This is a genomic window from Pseudomonas sp. L7 (assembly GCF_046605565.1).
Classification (GTDB): domain Bacteria; phylum Pseudomonadota; class Gammaproteobacteria; order Pseudomonadales; family Pseudomonadaceae; genus Aquipseudomonas; species Aquipseudomonas wayambapalatensis.
On sequence record NZ_CP176784.1, the window covers coordinates 4,333,385 to 4,356,855 of the forward strand.

Here is a 23,471-nt window from a genome sequence, read left to right on the forward strand (position 1 = left end):
CAGATGAGCATTCTGCAACCCACCCGCCCGCTGCTGCCGGGCCTGCTGGCCATGTCCTGCGCCCTGCCCGTCCTCGCTGCCGACGGCGGCTTCATGGAAGACGCCAAGGCCACCCTCAACCTGCGCAACTTCTACATCAACCGCAACTTCGTCGACCCGGCCAAGGCCCAGGGCAAGGCCGAGGAATGGACGCAAAGCTTCATCCTCGACGCCCGCTCCGGGTTCACCCAGGGCACCGTCGGCTTTGGCGTCGATGTGCTGGGGCTGTATTCGGTCAAGCTCGATGGCGGCAAGGGGACAGCCGGCACGCAACTGTTGCCGGTGCACGACGATGGCCGTCCCGCCGACGACTTCGGTCGCCTGGGTGTTGCACTCAAGACCAGGATTTCGCAGACCGAAGTCAAGGTCGGCGAATGGATGCCGGTGCTGCCGATCCTGCGCTCTGACGATGGTCGCTCGCTGCCGCAGACCTTCCGCGGCGGCCAGATCACCTCCAGGGAGATCACCGGGCTGACCCTGTACGCCGGCCAGTTCCGTGGCAACAGCCCACGCAACGACGCGAGCATGGAGGATATGGCGCTGTCCAGCCGCCCGGGCTTCACCTCCGACCGCTTCAACTTTGCCGGCGGCGAGTACAGCTTCAACGACAAGCGCACCCAGGTCGGGGTGTGGGATGCCCAGCTCAAGGATATCTACCGCCAGCAGTACTTCAACCTGGTGCACAGCCAGCCCTTGGGCGACTGGACCCTGGGGGCGAACCTGGGTTACTTCATCGGCAAGGAAGACGGTGCCGAGCGGGCCGGCAAGCTGGACAACCGCACCGCCTCGGCCATGCTTTCGGCGCGCTATCAGGGGCATACGTTCTATGTCGGCCTGCAGAAGGTCAGCGGCGATGACGAGTGGATGCGAGTCAACGGCACCAGCGGCGGCACCTTGGCCAACGACAGCTACAACGCCAGCTTCGAGAATGCCAAGGAACGCTCCTGGCAACTGCGCCACGATTTCAACTTCGCCACCGTCGGCATACCCGGGCTGACCCTGATGAACCGCTACATCAAGGGCGACAACGTGCATGTCGGCAGCATCACCGACGGCAAGGAATGGGCGCGCGAGAGCGAACTGGCGTACGTGATCCAGTCCGGTACGTTCAAGGACCTGTCGGTGAAATGGCGCAACTCCACCATGCGCAGGGACTTCAGCACCAACGCCTTCGACGAGAACAGGCTGATCGTGAGTTATCCGTTCAGCCTGTTGTGAAAGTCCCGGCGCGCTTGGGGGCGGGCTTGTCCGCCCCTTTTCAAATAACAAAAACAGCTAAATAACTAACAAAACCATCGTTGACGGAATAAGTAACAAGGTCTAAAACGAGCCCTCTTTACTCCGCAGAATCTCGATATGGACCTTCGCCAACTGCGCTATTTCATCGCCCTCACCGAGTACCGCAGCTTCGTCCACGCTGCCGAAGCCATGGGCATTACCCAGCCCGCGTTCAGCCGCGCCATCCAGGGGCTGGAGCAGGAGTTCGGCTGCGCCCTGGTCGATCGCGGCAACAAGACGCTGCAACCGACACCCGAGGGCCAGGTGGTGCTGCAACATGCACGACGCCTGGTTCAAGGGGCCGCACAACTGAGGAACGACGTGCTGCAGATGACCAAGCTCGACGCCGGCGAGCTGCATTTCGGCAGCGGCCCGGCCCTGGCCGCAAGGCTGGTGCCCGACGCCCTGCAGCAGTTCATCACCCGGCATCCGGGGATCCGCACCGAGCTGCAGGTGGACAACGCCGAACGCCTGGGCCAGGCCCTGCGCCGCGAACAGATCGAGTTCTTCGTCGACGATATACGCCCCTTCGAGGCCGACCCCAACTTCCATACTGAGCCGCTCAACCCGCGCCCCGGCCTGTTCTTCTGCCGCCCCGGCCATCCGCTGTTGGCCAAGGACAGCCTGTCGACCAACGACCTGTTCGCCTACCCCCTGGCCAGCGCCCTGCTCACCCCCGGTGTACGCAAGCGCCTGGCCAACCTCAGCGGACGCAGCGACTTCATCCCGCACCTGCAGACCGAACACCTGGCCGTGCTGCGCAGCGTGGTGCTGGCCAGCGATACCCTCGGCAGCGCCAGCGAGGAAGCCGTGGCCGAGGACCTGGCCGCCGGGCGCCTGGTACGCCTGCACTGGCGCAACCTGCCGCCGGGGCTGGAAGTGCTGAGCGTGCGTTGCGGGGTGATCAGCCGCAGCGGCTATCGCCTGTCACCGGCAGCACGGGCGATGATCGATACCCTGGTCAGCCTGGATGCGCAGCCATCTCCCGCAGCCTCGGCGCATCGAGGATCAGTACTTCGCCATAGCCCAGTTGCACCACCCCCGCCTGCTCCAGCGCCTTGAGGATCTGGTTGATGGTCTGGCGCGACAGCGACAGCATCAGCGCCAGTTGCTCCTGCGACAACTGCAGCCGCCATTGGGCAACATCGCGCTCGCCATAGCCTTCGGCGATCTGCAACAGCCGATGGGCCACACGCGGCCCCGCGGCCAGCAGGTGCTGCTGCTCAAGCGCAACGAACACCCAGCGCAGCTTGTGGCTCATCAGCAAGGCCAGGTCGCGCCAGTGCTGCGGATGCTGCGCCAACCAGTCGAGCAGCGCTGCCTGAGGTATCCACAACAGCTGCGTGACACCTTCGGCAAAGGCATCGTGGGTACGCGGCTGGCCGTCGAACAGGCTGATCTCGCCGAACCAGTAAGGCGGCTCGACCAGCGTCAGCAGCGCTTCCTTGCCGTCACGGCTGACCGCGCCGACGCGCATGGCGCCCTCCAGCACCGCATACAGACCGCAGGGCGGGTCACCACGCTGGAACAGGCACTGTCCGGCCGCCAGCTCACGCGAACGCGCCAGTGCCAGCAGGCTATCCTGAACCTGAGCGGGCAACTGCCGAAACCACTGGCCGTGGCTCAACTGCGCACGCCAGGCTTGGGGGTTGTCCATGACACCTCTTCTGAACGGACTCTGTCGGCCAGGCGACAGACGACGGCGGATGAACGGGGCAAGCTGTCGCTACCCCTGATGGAGGAACAACAATGAAAAACCTCGTCGAACACCTGAGTCAATACGCGGCCTATCATCGCGACCCGCGCAACATCGCCACGCACTTCGTCGGCATTCCACTGATCGTGCTGGCGGTAAGCATCCTGCTGTCACGACCCGGCTGGCCTGTTGCCGGCATCTGGCTGTCGCCAGCGCTGCTGGTGGCGGCGGCGTCGGTATGGTTCTACCTGCGCCTGGACCTGCGCTTCGGGCTGGTCATGGGCATATTGCTGGGGCTGTGCCTGTGGGCAGGCGAATGGCTGGCGCTGCAAAGCACAGGGCTGTGGCTGAGTGCCGGGCTCGGGGCCTTCGTGCTGGGCTGGATCATCCAGTTCGTCGGGCATGCCTACGAGGGCCGCAAGCCCGCCTTCGTCGACGATGTCAGCGGCTTGATCATCGGGCCACTGTTCGTGGTTGCAGAACTGGCGTTCATGCTTGGGCTGTGTGCCGGGCTGAGGCAGGCCGTGGAGGCCAATGCCGGACCTGTGGCGGTGCGCGGGAAGAAGGCGGCTGTGTAGACGCTGGAACAGTGCTGAATGTTTCGCCGCTGCGACTTGCCCGCGAAACATTCAGCGCCGATCTATGACCTAGGCACGCGACTCGACCCCAAGCTCATCCCACACCGACTCGGCCAGGTGGAAGGTCGCATTGGCCGCCGGGATCCCGCAGTAGATCGCGCTCTGCATGATCACTTCCTTGATCTCGTCGCGGGTCACGCCATTGTTGGCCGCCGCGCGCAGGTGCAACTTGAGTTCCTCGTTGCGGTTCATGCCGATCAGCATGGCAATGGTGATCAGGCTGCGGGTGTGGCGTGGCAACCCCGGGCGGGTCCAGATATCGCCCCAGGCGTGGCGGGTGATCATCTCCTGGAACTCGCCATTGAAGTCGTTGAGTTTCTCCAGGCTGCGGTCCACATGGGCATCGCCCAGCACCGCGCGACGCACCTGCATGCCAGCGTCGTAACGTTGTTTCTCATCCATGGCGTAGTCCTCAGAGAGCCATCAGGAAATCGAGCACGCGACGGCTGAACGGCTCGCCGACCTCGACGTTGGACAAGTGCGCAGCCTGGAAGCCTTGGTACTCGGCGCCTGCCACATGCTCCTGAATGTACAGGCCACCCGAGGGCGGCGTCACCGCGTCGGCCTCCCCGGAAATCACCAGCAGCGGCGCAGTGATCGCACCCAGCTGATCGCGGAAATCGGCATCGCGCACCGCGCCGCAATTGGCGGCGTAGCCCTGTGGCGAGGTGGTCGCGAGCATGTCGGTGATACGCTGGACCTGATCCGCGTGCACGCTCGACCACGCTGGGGTGAACCAGCGCTCGATGGACGCATCGCGCAACCCACGCATGGCCTCGGCACCGTCGCGCAAGACCATTTCGATACGCGGATTCCAGGTTTCAGGCGAGCCGATCTTCGCCGCCGTGTTGCATACCACCAGACGCTGCAAGCGCTCGCCAGCATTGATGCCCAGCCACTGGCCGATCAGGCCGCCCATCGACAGCCCGCAGAAATGCGCGCGCTCGATCTGCAGGGCATCCAGCAGCGCCAGCACATCACGCCCCAGTTGTTCGATGCTGTACGGCCCTTCGGTCACCAGCGAATCGCCATGGCCACGCGTGTCGTAGCGCAGTACTCGAAAGTGTTCGGTCCACAGCGGCATCTGGGTATCCCACATGTGCAGGTTGGTGCCCAGCGAGTTGGACAGCACCAGCACCGGGGCGTGCTCGGGGCCTTCGAGTTGGTAGTTCAATACGCCATCGGCCAGTTGCAAATGCGCCACAGCGGTCTCCTTCAGGCAGTGAAGCGTTGATGTTCGGCCACAGCACGCGCCACCCAGACGCGGGCCTGGCCGAGATAATGGGCAGGGTCGAGCAACTGGTCGAGCGCTTCGCCAGACAGCTGTTCGGTGACCTGCGGCTCGTCACCGAGCACGGCACGCAGGTGGCGCTGTTCGGCGACCGCGCGCTGACAGCATTGCTCAAGCAGGTGATGGGCCTTGTCGCGCCCCAGACGCTGCGCCAATACGATGCTCACCGCTTCGGCCAGTACCAGGCCTTGGGTGAGCTCGAGGTTGCGGCGCATGCGCTCGGCGTCCACCTCCATGCCCTCGGCGATCAGTTGTGCCTGGCGCAGGGCGCCGGAAACCAGGCAACAGATGTCTGGCAAGGTCTCCCATTCGGCATGCCACAGACCCAGGCTACGCTCGTGCTCCTGGGGCATGGCGGCGAACAACGTCGAGAGCAGCCCCGGCACGCGGGTCGCGGCGCCGATCAGCACCGCCGCCCCCACCGGATTGCGCTTGTGCGGCATGGTCGACGAGCCGCCCTTCCCCGGCGCAGCAGGCTCGAACACCTCGCCTGCCTCGGTCTGCATCAGCAGGCTGATATCGCGACCGAATTTGCCCAGGCTGCCGGCGATCAGGCCCAGCACCGAGGCGAACTCCACCAGGCGGTCACGCTGGGTGTGCCAGGGCTGCTCAGGCAAGGCGAGGCCAAGTTGCGCCGCCAGCGCCTCGGCCACCGGCAGCGCCTTGCTGCCCAGCGCCGCAAGGCTGCCCGACGCACCACCGAACTGCAGGCACAGTAAACGCGGACGCAGCTCCTGCAAGCGCTGGCGGTGACGGGTCACGGCACCGAGTAGGCCGGCCAACTTCATGCCGAGGGTCACAGGCGTGGCATGCTGCAGCCAGGTGCGCCCCACCAGCGGCGTGTCGGCATGCAGCAGAGCCTGGCGCGCCAGGCTGTCGGCGAGCTTTCCAAGGTCGGCCTCGATCAACGCCAGTGCATCACGCAGTTGCAGAACCAGGCCAGTGTCCATCGCATCCTGGCTGGTAGCGCCCAGGTGCACATAACGCTCGGCCTCAGGCACGCCACTGGCGACCACCTTGCCCAATGCCTTGACCAGCGGGATCGCCGAGTTGCCAGCCACTGCAATGGCCTGCGCCAGCGCTTGCACGTCATAGCGCTCGGCCTTGCACGCCGCCTCGATGGCCGCCACCGCACTGTGCGGCACCAGCCCCGCGTCGGCCTCGGCGTGCGCCAGGGCCGCCTCGAAGTCGAGCATGCCCTGCAGGCGGCCGCGGTCGCTGAACACCTCGCGCATGGCCGGGGCGGTGAAGTAGGCGTCGAACAGTTGGTTGCTCATGCAACGTCCTTAGTGGTCATGGTGCAGGTACGCCGCCTGCTTGGGCAGGCGCAGGCTGAACAGGAAGGCCACCGCCATCATGGCGGTCACGTACCAGTAGAAAGTGTTCTCCATCCCCAGGGTCTTCAAGCCCAGGGCGACGTATTCGGCCGAACCGCCGAAGACCGCGTTGGCCACGGCATAGGCCAGGCCCACACCCAAGGCACGGACCTGGGGTGGGAACATCTCGGCCTTCACCAGGCCGCTGATGGAGGTATAGAAACTGACGATACACAGCGCCAGGGTCACCAGCACGAAGGCCATGAACGGGCTGGTCACGGTCTTGAGCGCCATCAGCAACGGTACGGTGAACAAGGTGCCCAGCGCGCCGAACAACAGCATCGAGTTACGTCGGCCGATACGGTCGGACAACATGCCGAACAGCGGCTGCAGGATCATGAACAGGAACAGCGCGCCAGTCATCACGAAGCTGGCGCTCTTGGCATTCATGCCGGCCGTGTTGACCAGGTATTTCTGCATGTAGGTGGTGAAGGTGTAGAAGATCAACGAACCGCCAGCGGTGTAGCCCAGCACCGTGATGAAGGCAGCGGCGTGGTTGCGGAACAGGCCACTGATGCTGCCGGCTTCCTTGTCCTGGCGAGTCTCGGCACTGCTGGTCTCTTTCAGCGACCGACGCAGCATCAACGAGATCAGCGCGGCGACGGCACCGACCACGAACGGAATGCGCCAGCCCCAGGCGCGCAGTTCTTCTTCGGTGAGCAGTTGCTGCAGGATCACCACCACCAGCACCGCCAGCAACTGGCCGCCGATCAGGGTGACGTACTGGAACGAGGCGAAGAATCCACGCTGGCCACGCAGGGCCACCTCGCTCATGTAGGTCGCAGTGGTGCCGTACTCACCGCCGACCGACAAGCCCTGGACCAGCCGCGCAAACAGCAGCAGTGCCGGCGCCCAGGTGCCGATGCTCGAATAGGTCGGCAGGCAGGCAATCAGCAACGAGCCTGCGCACATCATCAATACCGAGATCATCAACGAATTCTTGCGACCGTGACGGTCGGCCAGGCGGCCGAAAATCCAGCCGCCGATGGGGCGCATCAGAAAGCCTGCGGCGAACACACCAGCCGTGTTGAGCAGTTGCACGGTAGGGTCGTCGGAGGGAAAGAACGCCGGGGCGAAATAGATGGCGCAGAAGGCATAGACATAAAAGTCGAACCACTCCACCAGGTTGCCGGAAGAAGCCCCGACGATGGCAAAGATACGGCTTTTGCGCTCCTCGCCCGTGTAATGGATTGCGGTCATGGCGTGCTTACTCCTCGAAGGTTACCGTGAATTCTAGACATACCCGGTAACACTCTCGTTCCGCTTGGGGTCTGGCCATTAGCCTTTTGTCTTGCAGGTTCGGCCTCTTCGCGGGCAAGCCCGCTCCCACAGGATGGCGTGAGCGGGCTTGCCCGCGAAGAGGCCGGCACAGGTCAAACCCGTTCGATGGCCAGCGCCAACCCCTGCCCCACGCCGACACACATGGTCGCCAGGCCCTTGCGCCCGCCGCTCTTCTCCAGCTGGTGCAGCGCGGTCAGCACCAGCCGCGCGCCGCTCATGCCCAACGGATGCCCCAGGGCAATTGCCCCGCCGTTCGGGTTCACCTGCGGTGCATCGTCCGCCACGCCCAGCTCGCGCAGAACCGCCAGACCCTGGCTGGCAAAGGCTTCGTTGAGTTCGATCACATCGAAATCAGCCACGGCGATACCCAGGCGCTCGGTCAGCTTGCGCACCGCGGGCACCGGGCCAATGCCCATCACCCGCGGCGCCACGCCGGCACTGGCCATGCCCAGGACACGGGCACGTGGGGTCAGGCCGTGTTTCTTCACGGCATCGGCCGAGGCCAGGATCAGCGCCGCCGCGCCATCGTTCACCCCCGACGCATTGCCAGCGGTGACGGTCTTGTCCGCGCCATTGACCGGCTTGAGCCTGGCCAGCGCTTCCAGGGTGGTGTCCGGGCGCAGGTGTTCATCCTGCTCGACCAGGGTTTCGCCCTTCTTGTGGACAATGCGCACCGGCACGATCTCTTCGGCGAAAAAACCTGCTGCCTGGGCGGCGGCGGCCTTCTGCTGGCTGCGCAGGGCGAAGGCGTCCTGGTCGGCACGCGAGACCTGGTGATCGTCGGCAACGTTGTCGGCGGTCTCAGGCATGGCATCGACACCGTACTGGGCCTTCATCAACGGGTTGATGAAGCGCCAGCCGATGGTGGTGTCTTCAAGCTTCATGTTGCGCGAATAGCCACTCTCGGCCTTGCCCATCACGAACGGCGCCCGCGACATCGACTCGACGCCACCGGCGATGGCCAGCTCCATCTCACCACTGGCGATGGCGCGAAACGCCGTGCCGACCGCATCCATGCCCGAGGCGCAGAGGCGGTTGAGGGTCACGCCGGGAATGCTCTCGGGCAGGCCCGCCAGCAGCAGCGCCATGCGCGCGACGTTGCGGTTATCCTCGCCGGCCTGGTTGGCACAGCCGAGAAACACTTCGTCGAGCTGAACCCAGCGAACCTGCGGGTTGCGCTCGACCAGCGCCTTGAGTGGCACCGCCGCCAGGTCGTCGGCACGCACACCGGCCAAGGCGCCGCCGAAACGGCCAATCGGGGTACGGATCGCGTCGCAGATGAATACGTCACGCATCAGGCTTCTCCTGCGCTCTGGCCATGGGCTGCTGCGGTACGGGCCTCAAGATCGCGCAGGGCAGCCAATTCCGTCTCGCTCGGCTCGGCAGTGACCTGCACGTCATCGGCAAAACGAATCGCCCAGCCGGTGGCGGCGACGATCTGTTCGCGGGTCACGCCCGGGTGGATGGAGGTCACCACGAATTCGTGGGTGCCGGCTTCCGGCTCCATGATGCACAGGTCGGTGATGATGCCCACCGGCCCCTCGCCGGGCAGGCCCAGGCGCTTGCGCGAATCGCCGCCCTCGCCGTGCCCGACCGAGGTGATGAAGTCGAGCTTGTCGACGAAAGCGCGCGGCGACTGCTTGAGGATGATCAGCACCTGCTTGGCGGAGCCTGCGATCTCTGGCGCACCGCCGGCACCCGGCAGGCGGGTCTTGGGCGCGTGGTAGTCACCGACCACGGTGGTGTTGATGTTGCCGAAGCGGTCGACCTGGGCGGCACCGAGGAAGCCTACGTCGATACGGCCGCCCTGCAGCCAGTAGCGGAAGATCTCGCCGGTCGGCACCACGGTGTCAGCGGTCTCGGCCAGCTCGCCATCGCCGATCGACAGCGGCAGCACACTCGGTTTGGCACCGATCGGACCAGACTCATAGATCAGCACCACATCGGGCGACGAGGTCAGGCGCGCCAGGTTGGCGGCCTTGGACGGCAGGCCGATCCCCACGAAGCAGACGGCGCCGTTACGCAGGCGACGGGCCGCGGCCACGGTCATCATTTCGGAGGTGGAGTAGCTCATTGTGCAGCCTCCAGCTTGCGCTTGAATTCGGTGAAGTCGGTGGTGCCGCGAATGTAGGTGTCGATCCAGGCAGTGAAGGATTCACGGTTGCGCGCGATCGGGTCCCAGGCCTGGTAGAAGCGGTTGTCACGCTCGTAGTAGCCATGGGCGTAGGACGGATGCGCACCGCCCGGCACCAGGCACACCGCGCTGAGCGCCCAGGTCGGCAGTACGCAGGCATTCATCGGCGCTTGCAGGTCGTCGACGATTTCCTCCACGGTGACGATGCAGCGCTTGGCGGCCAGGGCCGCTTCCTTCTGCACCCCGAGGATGCCCCACAGCAGCACGTTGCCCTTGCGGTCGGCTTTCTGTGCGTGGATCACGGTGACGTCCGGGCGAACCGAAGGCACGGCAGCCAGCACTTCGCCCGTGAACGGGCAAGTGACCGACTTGATCAGCGGGTTGACCTTGGGCAGGTCGGAGCCTGCGTAGGCACGCAGTACCGCGAACGGCAGGCCGGAGGCGCCGGCAACGTAGGCGTTGGCCAGGTCAGCGTGGCTGTGTTCTTCGATCTCGATCGCGTGCGGCCACTGTTTCTCTACCGCATCGCGCAGGCGATGCAGCGAGCCGACCCCCGGATTGCCGCCCCACGAGAAGATCAGCTTGCGCGCACAACCGGCACCGATCAGTTGGTCGTAGATCAGGTCCGGAGTCATGCGCACCAGCGTGAGGTCGCGCTTGCCCTGGCGGATGATCTCGTGACCGGCGGCGGTCGGAATCAGGTGGGTGAAACCTTCGAGGGCAACGCTGTCGCCGTCGTGGACGAACTGCTTCACGGCATCATGAAGCGAGAGGATTGCTGCCATTGGAGACTCCTGGTCAGGCTGAGTCGGGTTTGAGTGCAGCGTCGCTGCGATGGGCTCAGATTAAGGAGACCGGGGGTGGGGAAACAATCCGATAATCGACCTTTTGTGCGGTTATCGAACGGTTTGAATGAGGGATCGCTGATAACTGGCGGTGACCTTTTCGCGGGCAAGCCCGCTCCCACCAGGGAGCAACTGTCTTGCTCAAACCTAAAGGCCAGCCCAATCCCTGGACTGCCCCCAAGGGTTGGATTTGTGTCCAACTTCTTGGGGGCAGTCCACCCCTGTGGGAGCGGGCTTGCCCGCGAAAAGGTCACCACCCATGCTCGATCAGGTGGCGTCAGCGTGACTCACCAAGCCTTTGACGATCACCCCGACGGTCGCCAGCGCCGCCGGCACCAGGAGCGCAGTCAGCACCTGCTCGAAGGTCCAGCCCAGCCCCAGCAGCGTCGCCCCGCTCCAGGCCCCGAGAATCGCGCCGAAACGGCCGATGCCGAGCATCCACGACACCCCTGTGGCACGCCCCTGGGTCGGATAGAAGCGCGCCGCCAGCGACGGCATCGCCGACTGCGCCCCGTTCACGCACATCCCCGCGACCAGCACCAGAATGGCCAGCAGAGTGATGTTGCCCAGGCTTTGACCCACCGCGTAGGCAAACACCCCGGCCAGCAGGTAGAAGATGCCGATGACCTTGTGTGGATTGAAGCGGTCCATCGCCCAGCCTACCGCCACGGCGCTGAGTACGCCGCCGAACTGGAACAGCGCACCGATGAAGGCCGCCGTTTCAAGGCTGGCGCCACTGTCGCGCATCAGCGTCGGCAACCAACTGGTCAGCAGGTAGACGATCACCAGCCCCATGAAATAGGTCAGCCACAGCAACACAGTGCCCAGGCCGTAGGTGCCGGAGAAGATGACCGCGAAGACATTGCGCGCAGCCACGGCTTTCTGCTCCGGTACGCTGAAGGTCGCGGCCTGGGCTACCACGGCCGGAGCGATCGGGGCGAGCGTCTTGCGCACCTTGTCGGTGCCGCGATTGCGCACTACCAGAAAACGCGCCGACTCCGGCAACCACACCAGCAGCACCACCGCCAGCAGCAACGGCAGCACGCCGCCCAGCACCAGCAGACTGTGCCAGCCGTAGGCCGGGATCAGCTTGGCAGAGATGAAGCCACCGCCGGCCATACCCAGGTTGAAGCCACAGAACATGCTGGTCACCAGCAGCGACTTCAAACGCTCCGGGGTGTATTCAGACAGCAGGGTCGTGGCATTGGGCATGCCAGCTCCCAGGCCAAGGCCGGTCAGGAAGCGCAGCACCAGTAGTTGATCGACATTGCTGGCGTACGCCGACGCCAGGCTGAAGCCGCCGAACACCAGTACCGCGCCGACCAGTACACCTTTGCGACCGAAGCGGTCGGCCAGCGGCCCGGAACCCAGGGCGCCGAAGACCATGCCGATCAGCGCGGCGCTCATTACCGGGCCGAGGCTGGCGCGATCGATGCCCCACTCCTGGGACAACGCCGGAGCGATGAACCCCATCGCTGCGGTGTCCAGGCCATCGAGGAAGACAATCAGGAAGCACAGGATCACCACCCGCCATTGATAGCGGGACAGCGGCTGGTCGTTGATGAACGACTGTACATCGAGGCAGTTGCCGACAGCAGTTTGCGGTTTGTTCATTGTTGTTATCCAGAAGATGGGCGCGGGTACACCGCTGCGACAAGTAAGGCGCAGGGCTGGAGAAACCAGTACGGGCGTTGAAATCAGCTGGGTAACGATGCAACTGCGCAAGGCAGCGAAGGGACAGTGGTCATGGGCTTGTCTCGTGTTGTTATTGTCCGGTCGGCAGCGCCGACCGTTGCGAGAAACATTAATCAGCGCCTGCGGCGGGCGCAATTCACGAGGAGCGACATTGTGCGTTTATCGCACAAGAATGGTTTTACCGCTTATCTACCTGCCGGAACGGCGCGCTACCCGGCGCTCAACCGAACAACTGGTGGCAAAGATCACGGCTGGCCGCCAGCAGGATGGGCAAGAAGCGCTGTTCCAGTTCATTGCGCGTCACCCGTCCAACGTGAGTGCTGACATTCAGTGCTGCCAGCACTTGCCCTGACGCGTCGTAGATTGGCACGGCGATCGAACGCAATCCCTGCTCCAGCTCCTGGTCGACCACACACCAGCCTTGGGCGCGCACCTGCTGGATGCAGGCGAACAGCGACTCGGGATCATGCAAGGTGCGGCTGGTCCGGGCCTTGAGATCAGCGCGCTCGAAATACTCGCGCAGGCTGGTGTCGTCCAGTGCCGCCAGCAGAATCCGGCCCATGGAGGTGCAATACGCCGGCAGGCGCCCGCCCACCGACAGGTCCACCGAAATCAGGCGCTCCACCGTCGCCGAGCGGGCGATGTAGAGAATGTCGTCGCCTTCGAGGGTCGCCATGTTCGCCGCTTCGTGCAGTTGCTCGCTGATACGGTCCAGGTAGGGCTGGGCCGAGACGGCCAGCGGCGTCGAGGAGAGGTACGCGTGACCCAGCGTCAGCACCTTGGGCAACAGCGAATACGTGCGCCCGTCGGAGGTGGCGTAACCGAGCTTGATCAGGGTATGCAGGCAACGGCGCACAGCGGCGCGGGGGATTTCCGTGCGGTGGCTGATCTGGGCAATGGTCAGGTGGCGCTTGCGCTCCTGGAAGGCCTGGATCACCGCCAGGCCCCGGGCCAGAGAGGTCATGAAGTCGGGGTCGCCGGTAAACGCCTGGATGCGCTTGGCCGGCGATGCGACGATCGGCGGGGCCAGGGAAGGCGTGACGGCACGCTGCGGATCGCTGGGCGTGGAAGCGTTGGTTTCATCGTTCATCGGCAGACCTCAAAAAAAACGGCGCTTCGTGCGATTATCGAACAAGCGGCCGATAATCGCAATTGACCGCCGACACGTTTGCTTATACCTTTCTCATGCCCTTGTGGCTTCTTTGGAGAGACTGGTCAGGTACCCACCGTAGAAGACTAAAGGCAGCGGCCTCGCTTACCAGCGAGGCCGTTTTCATTTCTGCACTGTTTATCCGAACTTTACTCGGTACGTCGCCTCCAACTTCCCAAGTACAACGGGTCAACTTTCCGTTGCACAATCAGGCTTGAATAAAGGCCGTGGCCATTGCTGATTCGACGGTTATAATTCGGCGCTCAGGTCTGTACGCACGATGGGAAAGGGATCCACGCGCACCGCGTGGTACAGCCCTGTACCGAGAACCTCTTCAATTTATCAGGTCGATACTGTGACGAAAGATGAACTGCGCGCCGAACTCGAGCGCCAGGCAGAACGTTACAAGGATGTTTATGGTGGTGAAGTCACCACCTATGCTGCCCAACCGGAACCGGAGCGCAAACCCTGGCGCAAACGTGCCAGCCTCCTTGACCAAGCCTTCTCCGAGGAACTGGAAAAGATGGAAAAGGAACGGCGCCCCGAAGAGCCTTGAGCCTCGGGGCCTGATCGCAGCGCGCCACGGTACTGAACGCCCTGGCGCCACGCGTTCTTATGCCGCAGCCGATGATGAAATGGAATTACACAAATTTCATACGCCCGTTTTAATCTTGAAAAACCCTTCTTTTAATCGCCAATTCGCGGTATTTAACCGAAATTAACGCTTTTTTGTTCGTCGATTCCGCCTCGTTCCCTACCGACGAACCGTCGTGGCAGCAGTAGAAAAGCTGCCATCTGTCTGTCACGGGTGCATCGATTGCCATGGTTTTCTGGCATAATCCGGCCCCCCTACGACCGCCAGAAAACCTTCATGATCGATTTATTCAGCGGACTGGATGCCTGGGTAGCCGTGAGCCTGGTGCTCGCCCTCACCTTCGTGCTCGCATTCGAGTTCATCAATGGCTTTCATGACACCGCCAACGCGGTAGCCACCGTCATCTATACCAAAGCCATGCCGCCGCACCTGGCCGTGTTCTTCTCGGGTGTGTTCAACTTCCTCGGGGTTCTGCTCGGCGGTGTCGGGGTGGCCTATGCCATCGTGCACCTGCTGCCGGTCGAGCTGCTGATCAACGTGAACACCGGGCACGGCCTGGCCATGGTCTTCTCCCTGCTCGCCGCCGCCATTACCTGGAACTTGGGCACCTGGTATTTCGGTATCCCGGCGTCCAGCTCGCACACCCTGATCGGCTCGATTCTCGGGGTTGGCCTGGCCAACGCGCTGCTCAGCGACATCCCGCTGGGTGACGGCGTGAACTGGCAGAAAGCGATCGACATCGCCATGTCGCTGGTGGTCTCGCCGATGGCCGGCTTCGCCGTCGCCGCACTGGTGCTGATTGGCCTGAAATGGTGGCGCCCGCTGTCGAAGATGCACAAGACCCCCGAACAGCGCCGCAAGCTCGACGACAAGAAGCATCCGCCCTTCTGGAACCGCCTGGTGCTGGTGATCTCGGCCATGGGCGTGAGCTTCGTGCACGGCTCCAACGACGGCCAGAAAGGCATCGGCCTGATCATGCTGGTGCTGATCGGTATCGTCCCGGCCAAGTTCGTGCTCGACCTGAACAGCACCACCTACCAGATCGAGCGTACCCGCGACGCCACCCTGCACATGAGCCAGTTCTACCAGCGCAATGCCGCCACGCTTGGCGAGTTCCTGGCGCTGGGCAAGGCCAAGTCGACCGACCTGCCGGAGCAGTTCAGCTGCAACCCACAACAGACCGAGCCGACCATTGCCGCGCTGCAGACCTCGCTCCAGGGCGTGACCGACTACCGCGACCTGAGCGCCGAACAGCGTGTGGAAGTACGTCGTTACCTGCTGTGCCTGGACGACACCGCGAAAAAGGTCGGGAAGCTGCCAGGGCTGGATGGCCGCGAGAAGGCCGACCTGGAAAAACTGCGCAAGGACCTGACCGCAACCACCGAATACGCCCCGTTCTGGGTGATCGTCGCCGTCGCCCTGGCCTTGGGCCTGGGCACGATGGTCGGTTGGAAGCGTGTGGTACTGACTGTCGGCGAGAAGATCGGCAAGCAAGGCATGACCTACGCCCAGGGCATGTCGGCACAGATCACCGCGGCTTGCGCGATCGGCATGGCCAACGTGTTCAGCCTGCCGGTCTCGACCACCCACGTACTGTCGTCGGGTGTTGCCGGTACCATGGTCGCCAACAAGAGCGGCCTGCAAGGCGGCACGGTGAAGACCATCCTGCTGGCCTGGGTACTGACCCTGCCAGCCTCGATGGGCTTGGCGGCCGGCCTGTTCTGGCTTGCCTCCAAAGCAATCGGCTGACACCTGCAGCATTGAAGAAGGCGCCCGCGACGGCGCCTTTTTCATGCCTTGGGAAAACTCAGCGCTTCTTGCCCCCCAGCAACGACCCCATCAAGCCCCGCACCAGTTGCCTGCCCAGCTGGTTGGCGGCCTGGCGTACCGCCGACTTGATCGCCTGCCCTGCCGCGCTCTGCAAGAACTCTCCCGCCTTGTCGGCCAGACTGTCCGTCTCAACCTTGGGCTGAGGCACCGGCTCCACCGGCTCGCCCTTGCGCTGGGTCAGCAGCTCGTAGGCAGACTCACGGTCGATCGGTTTGTCATAGCGCCCCGCCAGGGGCGATGCCGCGATCAGTGCACTGCGCTCCGCCGTGGTCAGCGGGCCGATCCGCGATTGCGGCGGTGCTACCAGCACGCGCTGGACGATCTCTGGCGTCCCCTTGTCCTGCAAGGTGCCCACCAACGCCTCGCCGATCCCCAACTCGGTGAGCACCGCCAGGGTGTCGAACGCTGGATTGGGACGAAAGCCGTCAGCCACGGCCCTGAGCGACTTCTGCTCCTTGGCGGTGAAGGCCCGCAGCCCGTGCTGGATGCGCAAGCCCAACTGCGCAAGCACGGCATCGGGCAGGTCGCCCGGGGACTGGGTGACGAAGTACACCCCCACGCCCTTGGAGCGGATCAATCTCACCACCTGCTCCAGACGATCCTGCAGGGCTTTGGGAGTGCCGTTGAACAACAGGTGCGCTTCGTCGAAGAACAGCGCCAGCACCGGCTTGTCGGCGTCGCCGCGCTCCGGCAGTTGCTCGAACAGCTCGGCCAGCAGCCACAGGAGAAAGGTCGCATAGACCTTCGGCGCCTCATGCACCAGGCGGCTGGCGTCAAGCAGGTGGATGCGCCCGCGACCATCGCCATCGACCCGCAGCAGATCCTCCAGTTGCAGCGCCGGCTCACCGAACAACGCCTCGGCCCCCTGCTGCTCCAGCGTTGCCAGGCGTCGCTGCAAGGCCTGGGTCGAAGCGGTGGTCATCAGTGCGCTGTCCTCGCCCAGCAACTGCGGGTTGTCCTTCAGATGCCCAAGCAACGCCTTGAGGTCTTTCAGGTCGAGCAGCAACAGGCCCTCGCGGTCGGCAACCTTGAACGCCGCATAGAGCGCCGCCTGCTGGCTGTCGGTCAGTTCAAGCAGGTTGCCCAGCAGCAACGGGCCCATTTCACTGAGGGTAGTGCGCAACGGATGACCACTCTGCCCGGCGATGTCCCACAGGCTCACCGGGTAGGCCTTGGGCTGGTGGGCGAGCCACGGCATCCCGGCAATGCGTTCGGCCACCTTGCCCTGGGGCGAACCCGCCGCCCCCAGGCCACACAGGTCGCCTTTCACGTCTGCGGCGAACACCGCCACCCCCGCGTCGCTGAACACCTCGGCCAGACGCTGCAGGGTCACGGTCTTGCCGGTGCCGGTTGCTCCGGCGACCAGTCCATGGCGGTTGGCCAAGCGCATGGCCTGGCTGACGGGCAAGCCGTCTAGACCGGCACCTACAACGATTTGCGAAGAATCCGACATCTTATTTCATCCTCTTCTCAAGCTTTGCCTAAAAGCGGCCGATATGCAGAGGCGATATTGACCCGAAATACAGGACACAACCCACCAAGGCTCACCGGATTGTTGCACTGTTTTCTGCTGTGCTTCGTGCGAGCGACCCGATAAAACCTTAGCGGACCCGACGACGTCATGAACAAAAGCCTTCGTTTCAGCCACAAGATTCTCTTGGCGGCCTCTCTGATCGTGATACTGGCCTTTGCGCTGTTCACCTTGTACAACGACTATCTCCAGCGTAATGCCATTCGCGCCAATCTGGAGAGTTACCTGGCAGAAATGGGCCAGTCCACGTCCACCACGATCCGCAACCTGTTCGAAGGGCGGATCCGGCTGGTGGAAAACCTTGCGCAGAATATCGCCCAGCATCCGGCCGATGCCGAAACCCTGATGGGCCAACAGGCGCTGATCTCCAGCTTCCTCACGGTCTACCTGGGCAAGGTCGACGGCGGCTTCAGCGTGCGCCCCGACAGCAAGATGCCCGACGGCTACGACCCGCGCGTACGCCCCTGGTACAAGGACGGGATGGCCGCCAGCGGTCCCCTTCTCACCGAACCCTACATCGACATGACCACCAACAAGATGGTCATCGGCATCCTCGACAAGGTCTCCAGCGATGTCGGCGTGGTCGGCGGCGACCTGGCGCTGGACGGCCTGGTACAGATCATCGACTCGCTGAACTTCGGCGGCATGGGTTACGCGTTCCTGGTCAACGACCAGGGCAAGATCCTGGTGCACCCGGACAATGCCCTGGTGATGAAATCGCTGTCGGAGGCCTTCCCGCAGAACACCCCGAAACTGTCTCGCGAGCTGACCGAAGTGCAGGTCGACGGCAAGGCGCGCCTGCTCACCTTCACCCCCATCAAGGGCCTGCCTTCGGCCAACTGGTACATCGGCCTGTCGGTGGACAAGGACAAGGCCTTCAGCATGCTCAGCACCTTCCGCAACTCGGCGGTGATTGCCACGCTGGTGGCGGTGGTGATCATCATCGCCCTGCTCGGCCTGCTGATCCGCATACTGATGCAACCGCTGCACACCATGACCCGCGCCATGGAAGACATCGCCGAAGGCGAAGGCGACCTGACCAAGCGCCTGAACATCCACAACCATGACGAGTTCGGTGTGCTCGGCAGCGCATTCAACCGCTTCGTCGAACGGGTGCACAGCTCGATTCGCGAAGTCTCCTCGGCCACCGAGCAGGTCAACGAAGTGGCGCTGCGGGTGGTCAGCGCCTCCAACTCCTCAATGCTCAACTCCGACGAGCAGGCCAACCGCACCAACAGCGTCGCGGCGGCCATCAACGAGCTGGGCGCCGCGGCCCAGGAAATCGCCGGCAATGCCGCACAAGCCTCGCAACATGCCAGCTCCGCGCGATTGCTCGCCGAAGAGGGGCAGCAAGTGGTCGAGCACAATATCCAGGCGATGAACCGCCTGTCGGCACTGATCGTCAGTTCCAGCGCGCATATCGAGGCCCTCAACGACAAGACCGTCAACATCGGCCAGATCCTCGAGGTCATCACCAGCATCTCCCAGCAGACCAACCTGCTGGCGCTGAACGCGGCCATCGAGGCCGCCCGTGCCGGTGAGGCCGGCCGCGGCTTCGCGGTGGTGGCCGACGAGGTGCGCAACCTCGCCCACCGTACCCAGGAGTCGGCGCAGCAGGTCCAGGGGATGATCGAGGAGTTGCAGGTCGGCGCCCGCACCTCGGTCGAGACCATGGACCAGAGTCAACGCCACAGCCAGGACGGCGTGCAGATCGCCAACCAGGCCGGCGAGCGCCTGGGCAGTGTGACCCAGCGCATTGGCGAGATCGACGGCATGAACCAGTCGGTGGCCACCGCCACCGAGGAACAGACCTCGGTGGTGGAGTCGATCAACATGGACATCAACGAGATCAACACCCTCAACCAGGAGGGCGTGGAAAACCTGCAGGCCACCCTGCGCGCCTGCTCCGACCTGGAACAGCAGGCCACGCGCCTCAAGCAACTGGTGGGCAGTTTCCGTATCTGAATGCAGCCCCTGTGGGTGCGGTGGTTCGTCCCGACCTGCCTGCCCCCACAGCGTGGCGCCCCGCCGCCCAATCCCGATCGAACAAACTATCCTTCATAAAGGTCAACCTTTAGGCGCGTCACCGTCGGTCTGTTACCGCCGGATGACAGACCCGAAGACGATCCCGGAGGGATGCTGATCGTGCACATCGCTGACATCACCATGTTCTACGCCCCGGCCAGCGGCGGTGTACGGACCTATCTTGATGCCAAACACCATCGCCTCGACGCCATGCCCGGCGTACGCCACAGTCTGCTGATCCCCGGCCCCAGCGCCCGTGACGCCAATGGCATCTACCAGGTGCCAGCCCCGCCCTTGCCGTTCGGCAAGGGCTACCGTTTTCCGGTACGCCTGACGCCCTGGTGCAACGTGCTGCGCGATCTCAAGCCTGACCTGATCGAGGTCGGCGATCCCTACCTCACCGCCTGGGCCGCCCTGGAAGCGCGACGCAAGCTGGACGTGCCGGTGATCGGCTTCTATCACTCCGACCTGCCATTGCTGGTCAGCAACCGCATGGGCAACTGGTTCACCCCCAATGTCGAAGCCTATGTCAGCAAGCTCTACGGCAATTTCGACCGGGTGCTGGCGCCGAGCCAGGTGATGGCCGACAAACTGCGCCGTCTTGGCGTGCGCGATGTGCATGTACAGCCCCTGGGAGTCGACCTGAATACCTTCCACCCCGACAGGCGCGATCCGCACCTGCGCGCCCAGCTCGGCCTTCCCGATACCACTCGTCTGCTCGTCTTCGCCGGTCGCGGCTCGCGGGAGAAGAACCTGCCAGTGCTGCTCGAGTGCATGGGCCACCTGGGTCGCCATTACCACCTGTTGCTGGTCGGCTCGAACATGCCGGCCAACGTGCCGGACAATGTCAGCGTGATCGACCACTTCTGCCCCGCCGATGAAGTGGCCCGCCTGCTCGCCAGTGCCGACCTGTTGCTGCACGCCGGTGACCAGGAAACCTTTGGCCTGGTGATACTCGAGGCCATGGCCAGCGCCACACCGGTGGTCGCCGTGCGCGCCGGGGCTTTCGGCGAAATTGTCAACGACCAGTGCGGGCGCCTGTGCCAGGCCAACGACAGCCAGTCAATGGCCGGGGCAGTGCGCGAAATCTTCGAAGCCGGCGTGCGCCCCCTAGGCGCCCAGGCCCGTCGCCATGTGGAGCAGCATTACTCATGGGATAGCGTGGTCGATGGCCTGTTGCTGCACTACCAGGCCGTGCTTGGCCTGTCGCCACAGGTACGCGCCCATGCGTGAAGCGCCCGCCGATTCGCGTAGCCTGATGCTGGTGCTGCACGATGTGGCGCCCGAAACCTGGCCCGACTACCGTCCCTTCGTCGAAGCCGTCGATGCAATGGGCGACGTGCCCATGACCTGGCTGGTGGTCCCGGACTTCCACCACCGCAACGCATTGGCCCGCTCCCCGGACTTCTGCCGCCTCCTCGATAGGCGCCTGGCGCGCGGCGACGAGCTGGCACTGCACGGTTTCTACCACGCCGACGATGGCCCAGCCCCACGCGGGCCTGCCGAGTACTTCATGCGCCGGATCTACACCCATGAGGGCGAGTTCTATGCGCTGGAGCAGCGCGAAGCCCTGCAACGTCTGGAGGCGGGCCTGGCCCTGTTCGCCAGCCAGGGCTGGCCGGTCGCAGGCTTCGTCGCGCCCGCCTGGCTGATGAGCGAAGGCACCCGCCAGGCCCTGCGCGGCCTGCCGCTGCGCTACACCAGCACACCGCAGCACCTTTATCGGCTGCCGGACTTCACCGCGATCGAAGCTCCCGGGCTGGTCTGGAGCGCCCGCAGTGCATGGCGCCGCGGTCTGTCACGGGTGCTCTGTGACTGGCAGGCCCGGCGCTGGCGCCAGGCCGAAACCCTGCGCCTGGGCCTGCATCCGGTGGATATGCGCCACTCCAGCGCACGCAACTACTGGTTGCGAACCCTGCGTGAATTGATCGAGCAAGGGCGTGAGCCTCTGACCAAATCCGCCTGGCTGGAGCGCAGGACCTGCCCATGAACCGCCTCGCCTGGCTGGGGCTGACGCTGCTGCTCGCGGTGCTGGTTCCGGGCATTCTGGGCGGCAGCCAACTGCTGCCGCGCCTGCAGACGTTCGACCCAGGGCTGATGGCGACCCTGCTGGGCATGATCCTGCTGTGCTGGATCATCAACGCCGTGCGCCTGCGCTTGCTGCTCGGCCAGCAGGGTGCACAACTGGGCAGGGTACGCAGCCTGGGCGTGGTAATGGCGACTGAGTTCGCCATCTGCACCACCCCCGGCGGTAGCGGAGGTCCTTTGACCCTGATGACACTGCTGGCCCGCGAACGCATTGGCCCGGCCCGCAGTGGCGCGGTGTTCGCCATGGACCAGTTGAACGACCTGCTGTTCTTCTTCTGCGCCATGCTGGCAATCGCCGGCTACGCCCTGTTCCACAGCCTGGGTCGCAGCCAGGAAAGCATGCTGCTGGGCAGCGCCGCCTTGCTGTGTGGCGCGCTGGCGGCAATCGTCGTGCTGCTGCGCTACCGGCGTGGCGTGATGCGCTGGAACGGTCGACTGCTGCAACGCCTGGGTTTGTCGACCGGCCGTCGGCGGCGCTGGGCGCGCACGCTGCTACGCTTCACCCGGGCACTGGCCGACACCTGGCGCCTGCCCAAGCGCACGCTGGCGCTGGTATTCGCCCTCACCTGCGCGCACTGGAGCTTGCGCTACAGCGTGCTGTATCTGGTATTGAGGGGGCTGGGGGTAGAGCTGTCGTGGATTCCGAGCTTCCTGGTGCAGATGCTCTCGCTCAGTGCCGGCCAGTTCAGCCTGCTGCCAGGCGGCGCAGGGGCCGCCGAGCTGACGTCGGCGACCCTGCTGTCGCCACTGGTGGGCAGCTCGACAGCAGCGGCGGCGATCCTGATCTGGCGCGCCGTCACTTATTACTTCTATCTGCTCGCCGGGGGGCCGGTGTTCGTCTGTCTGCTGGCGCGTCCGTTGCTGGAGCGCTGGCGGCGTCAGGCGGGTTGAGCTGCTCCCAGAGCTCGGCGGCACCTTCGAACTCGGTGCCGTCTTCATCGCTCAACGCTTCGGGGTCGTAGCGCGCCAGGCAGCCTTCACCGAGTGTCGGCGGTGGCTGGGCACCAGCCTTGTCACGCGGATCGGCCATCTGTGCAGGCTCCGGTCAGTCGAAGACCACGGTCTTGTTGCCGTGTACCAGCACGCGGTCTTCCAGGTGATAGCGCAGACCGCGGGCCAGCACCATCTTCTCCACGTCACGACCGAAGCGGACCATGTCCTCGATGCTGTCGGCGTGGTTCACACGCACCACGTCCTGCTCGATGATGGGACCTGCGTCCAGCTCTTCGGTGACATAGTGGCAAGTGGCACCGATCAGCTTCACACCGCGCAGTGCAGCCTGGTGGTAGGGCTTGGCGCCGACGAACGATGGCAGGAAGCTGTGGTGGATGTTGATCACACGCCCGGCGTAGTCCTGGCACAACTGTGGCGGCAGGATCTGCATGTAGCGCGCCAGTACCACTACATCAGCGCCATGCTCGGCAACCAGGCGCGAAACTTCGGCGAAGGCCGGGGCCTTGTCTTTCGGATCGACCGGCACGTGGAAAAACGGAATACCGTGCCACTCGACCATGCTGCGCAGGTCGTTGTGGTTGGAGATCACGCACGGGATATCACAGTCCAGTTCATCGGTGTGCCAGCGGTGCAGCAGGTCGGCCAGGCAGTGCGACTCGCGGCTGGCCATCAGCACCACGCGCTTCTTCTGCGCCGAGTCGGTGATGTTCCAGCTCATGGAGAACTCTTCGGCGATCGGCGCAAAGGCCTCGCGGAAGGCCTCGATACCGAATGGCAGGGATTTGGCGCGGATTTCATGGCGCATGAAGAACCACCCGCTCTGCTCGTCGGAGTGGTGGCTGGCTTCGTTGATCCAGCCGTTGTACAAGGCCAGGAAGTTACTGACTTTTGCCACGATGCCGACGCGGTCGGGACAGGCAATCGTCAGACGGTAGGTGCGCATGGATGAGACTCCGGAAAACTTCGCAAAGGCGCACATTCTAGCCATCTGCCGTGAAAAAGGCAGTAACCATTGGCCTGCGCGC

General features: G+C 64.2%; 22 protein-coding genes. 9 read left to right on the forward strand and 13 right to left on the reverse strand.

The window, feature by feature from the left end; all coding sequences use genetic code 11:
- The first annotated feature begins 3 nt into the window (after positions 1 to 3).
- Both ACK3BK_RS20015 and ACK3BK_RS20020 read left to right on the forward strand, forming a co-directional pair.
- Positions 4 to 1,257: an OprD family porin gene (locus ACK3BK_RS20015; RefSeq protein WP_186709311.1), complete on the forward strand. Its 1,254-nt coding sequence runs from the start codon at positions 4 to 6 to the stop codon at positions 1,255 to 1,257.
- A 138-nt stretch (positions 1,258 to 1,395) separates the two neighbouring features.
- Complete coding sequence (locus ACK3BK_RS20020) at positions 1,396 to 2,379, forward strand: LysR family transcriptional regulator (protein ID WP_411383147.1); 984 nt, start codon at positions 1,396 to 1,398, stop codon at positions 2,377 to 2,379.
- Here the strand turns inward: ACK3BK_RS20020 and ACK3BK_RS20025 are convergent.
- Positions 2,279 to 2,974, reverse strand: coding sequence for a Crp/Fnr family transcriptional regulator (locus ACK3BK_RS20025; protein ID WP_186667284.1), 696 nt, complete (start codon positions 2,972 to 2,974; stop codon positions 2,279 to 2,281). The two genes, ACK3BK_RS20020 and ACK3BK_RS20025, sit on opposite strands and share 101 nt — an antisense overlap.
- A gap of 92 nt (positions 2,975 to 3,066) precedes the next feature.
- Here ACK3BK_RS20025 and ACK3BK_RS20030 point away from each other — a divergent pair, with 92 nt between their 5' ends.
- Complete coding sequence (locus ACK3BK_RS20030; protein ID WP_411383148.1) at positions 3,067 to 3,591, forward strand: DUF962 domain-containing protein; 525 nt, start codon at positions 3,067 to 3,069, stop codon at positions 3,589 to 3,591.
- Between the two features lie 69 nt (positions 3,592 to 3,660).
- Here the strand turns inward: ACK3BK_RS20030 and pcaC are convergent, their stop codons facing one another.
- The 9 genes from pcaC to pcaR all read right to left on the reverse strand — a co-directional run bounded on the left by pcaC (position 3,661) and on the right by pcaR (position 13,363).
- Positions 3,661 to 4,053, reverse strand: a complete 393-nt coding sequence (gene pcaC, locus ACK3BK_RS20035; RefSeq protein ID WP_411383149.1) for a 4-carboxymuconolactone decarboxylase — start codon at positions 4,051 to 4,053, stop codon at positions 3,661 to 3,663.
- A 10-nt stretch (positions 4,054 to 4,063) separates the two neighbouring features.
- Positions 4,064 to 4,855 carry a 3-oxoadipate enol-lactonase gene (gene pcaD / locus ACK3BK_RS20040; RefSeq protein WP_411383150.1) on the reverse strand — a complete coding sequence of 264 codons (792 nt, stop codon included), beginning with the start codon at positions 4,853 to 4,855 and terminating at the stop codon, positions 4,064 to 4,066.
- An 11-nt stretch (positions 4,856 to 4,866) separates the two neighbouring features.
- Positions 4,867 to 6,219 (reverse strand): 3-carboxy-cis,cis-muconate cycloisomerase, encoded by a 1,353-nt coding sequence (locus ACK3BK_RS20045; RefSeq protein WP_411383151.1) that lies wholly within the window; start codon positions 6,217 to 6,219, stop codon positions 4,867 to 4,869.
- A 9-nt stretch (positions 6,220 to 6,228) separates the two neighbouring features.
- Positions 6,229 to 7,518, reverse strand: coding sequence for an MFS family transporter (locus tag ACK3BK_RS20050; RefSeq protein WP_411383152.1), 1,290 nt, complete (start codon positions 7,516 to 7,518; stop codon positions 6,229 to 6,231).
- A 173-nt stretch (positions 7,519 to 7,691) separates the two neighbouring features.
- Positions 7,692 to 8,897, reverse strand: a complete 1,206-nt coding sequence (gene pcaF, locus ACK3BK_RS20055) for a 3-oxoadipyl-CoA thiolase (RefSeq protein WP_411384499.1) — start codon at positions 8,895 to 8,897, stop codon at positions 7,692 to 7,694.
- The gene (locus ACK3BK_RS20060; RefSeq protein ID WP_186667289.1) at positions 8,894 to 9,673 is read right to left on the reverse strand and encodes a CoA-transferase subunit beta; all 780 of its coding nucleotides are present in this window, start codon (positions 9,671 to 9,673) and stop codon (positions 8,894 to 8,896) included. The genes pcaF and ACK3BK_RS20060 overlap by 4 nt, the downstream gene beginning before the upstream one ends.
- A complete protein-coding gene (locus ACK3BK_RS20065) occupies positions 9,670 to 10,518 on the reverse strand; it encodes a CoA transferase subunit A (RefSeq protein ID WP_186667290.1) in 849 nt (282 codons plus the stop codon). Before ACK3BK_RS20065 ends, ACK3BK_RS20060 begins: the two co-directional genes overlap by 4 nt.
- 327 nt (positions 10,519 to 10,845) lie before the next feature.
- A complete protein-coding gene (locus tag ACK3BK_RS20070) occupies positions 10,846 to 12,192 on the reverse strand; it encodes an MFS transporter (RefSeq protein WP_411383153.1) in 1,347 nt (448 codons plus the stop codon).
- 301 nt (positions 12,193 to 12,493) lie between these two features.
- On the reverse strand, positions 12,494 to 13,363 hold the full coding sequence (pcaR, locus tag ACK3BK_RS20075) for a pca regulon transcriptional regulator PcaR (RefSeq protein ID WP_186667291.1): 870 nt from the start codon (positions 13,361 to 13,363) through the stop codon (positions 12,494 to 12,496).
- Between the two features lie 415 nt (positions 13,364 to 13,778).
- Between pcaR and ACK3BK_RS20080 the strand changes: the two genes are divergently transcribed.
- The gene (locus tag ACK3BK_RS20080; protein WP_081255307.1) at positions 13,779 to 13,979 is read left to right on the forward strand and encodes a hypothetical protein; all 201 of its coding nucleotides are present in this window, start codon (positions 13,779 to 13,781) and stop codon (positions 13,977 to 13,979) included.
- Positions 13,980 to 14,294: 315 nt separating this feature from the next.
- Positions 14,295 to 15,767, forward strand: a complete 1,473-nt coding sequence (locus ACK3BK_RS20085; protein WP_186667292.1) for an inorganic phosphate transporter — start codon at positions 14,295 to 14,297, stop codon at positions 15,765 to 15,767.
- A 58-nt stretch (positions 15,768 to 15,825) separates the two neighbouring features.
- Here the strand turns inward: ACK3BK_RS20085 and ACK3BK_RS20090 are convergent, their stop codons facing one another.
- Complete coding sequence (locus ACK3BK_RS20090; protein ID WP_411383154.1) at positions 15,826 to 17,301, reverse strand: helicase HerA-like domain-containing protein; 1,476 nt, start codon at positions 17,299 to 17,301, stop codon at positions 15,826 to 15,828.
- Between the two features lie 168 nt (positions 17,302 to 17,469).
- Between ACK3BK_RS20090 and ACK3BK_RS20095 the strand changes: the two genes are divergently transcribed.
- From ACK3BK_RS20095 to ACK3BK_RS20110, 4 genes are all read left to right on the forward strand, one after another.
- Positions 17,470 to 19,344 carry a methyl-accepting chemotaxis protein gene (locus tag ACK3BK_RS20095; RefSeq protein ID WP_411383155.1) on the forward strand — a complete coding sequence of 625 codons (1,875 nt, stop codon included), beginning with the start codon at positions 17,470 to 17,472 and terminating at the stop codon, positions 19,342 to 19,344.
- A 171-nt stretch (positions 19,345 to 19,515) separates the two neighbouring features.
- Complete coding sequence (locus ACK3BK_RS20100) at positions 19,516 to 20,637, forward strand: glycosyltransferase family 4 protein (protein ID WP_411383156.1); 1,122 nt, start codon at positions 19,516 to 19,518, stop codon at positions 20,635 to 20,637.
- Complete coding sequence (locus tag ACK3BK_RS20105; RefSeq protein WP_411383157.1) at positions 20,630 to 21,394, forward strand: DUF2334 domain-containing protein; 765 nt, start codon at positions 20,630 to 20,632, stop codon at positions 21,392 to 21,394. Before ACK3BK_RS20100 ends, ACK3BK_RS20105 begins: the two co-directional genes overlap by 8 nt.
- Positions 21,391 to 22,383 (forward strand): lysylphosphatidylglycerol synthase transmembrane domain-containing protein, encoded by a 993-nt coding sequence (locus tag ACK3BK_RS20110; RefSeq protein WP_186718805.1) that lies wholly within the window; start codon positions 21,391 to 21,393, stop codon positions 22,381 to 22,383. The genes ACK3BK_RS20105 and ACK3BK_RS20110 overlap by 4 nt, the downstream gene beginning before the upstream one ends.
- Here ACK3BK_RS20110 and ACK3BK_RS20115 read toward each other — a convergent pair.
- Both ACK3BK_RS20115 and purU read right to left on the reverse strand, forming a co-directional pair.
- Entirely contained in the window at positions 22,289 to 22,522 is a 234-nt protein-coding gene (locus ACK3BK_RS20115; protein ID WP_238343260.1) for a hypothetical protein, read from the reverse strand. The two genes, ACK3BK_RS20110 and ACK3BK_RS20115, sit on opposite strands and share 95 nt — an antisense overlap.
- A gap of 15 nt (positions 22,523 to 22,537) precedes the next feature.
- Positions 22,538 to 23,389 (reverse strand): formyltetrahydrofolate deformylase, encoded by an 852-nt coding sequence (gene purU / locus ACK3BK_RS20120; RefSeq protein WP_411383158.1) that lies wholly within the window; start codon positions 23,387 to 23,389, stop codon positions 22,538 to 22,540.
- Between the last annotated feature and the right edge of the window lie 82 nt (positions 23,390 to 23,471).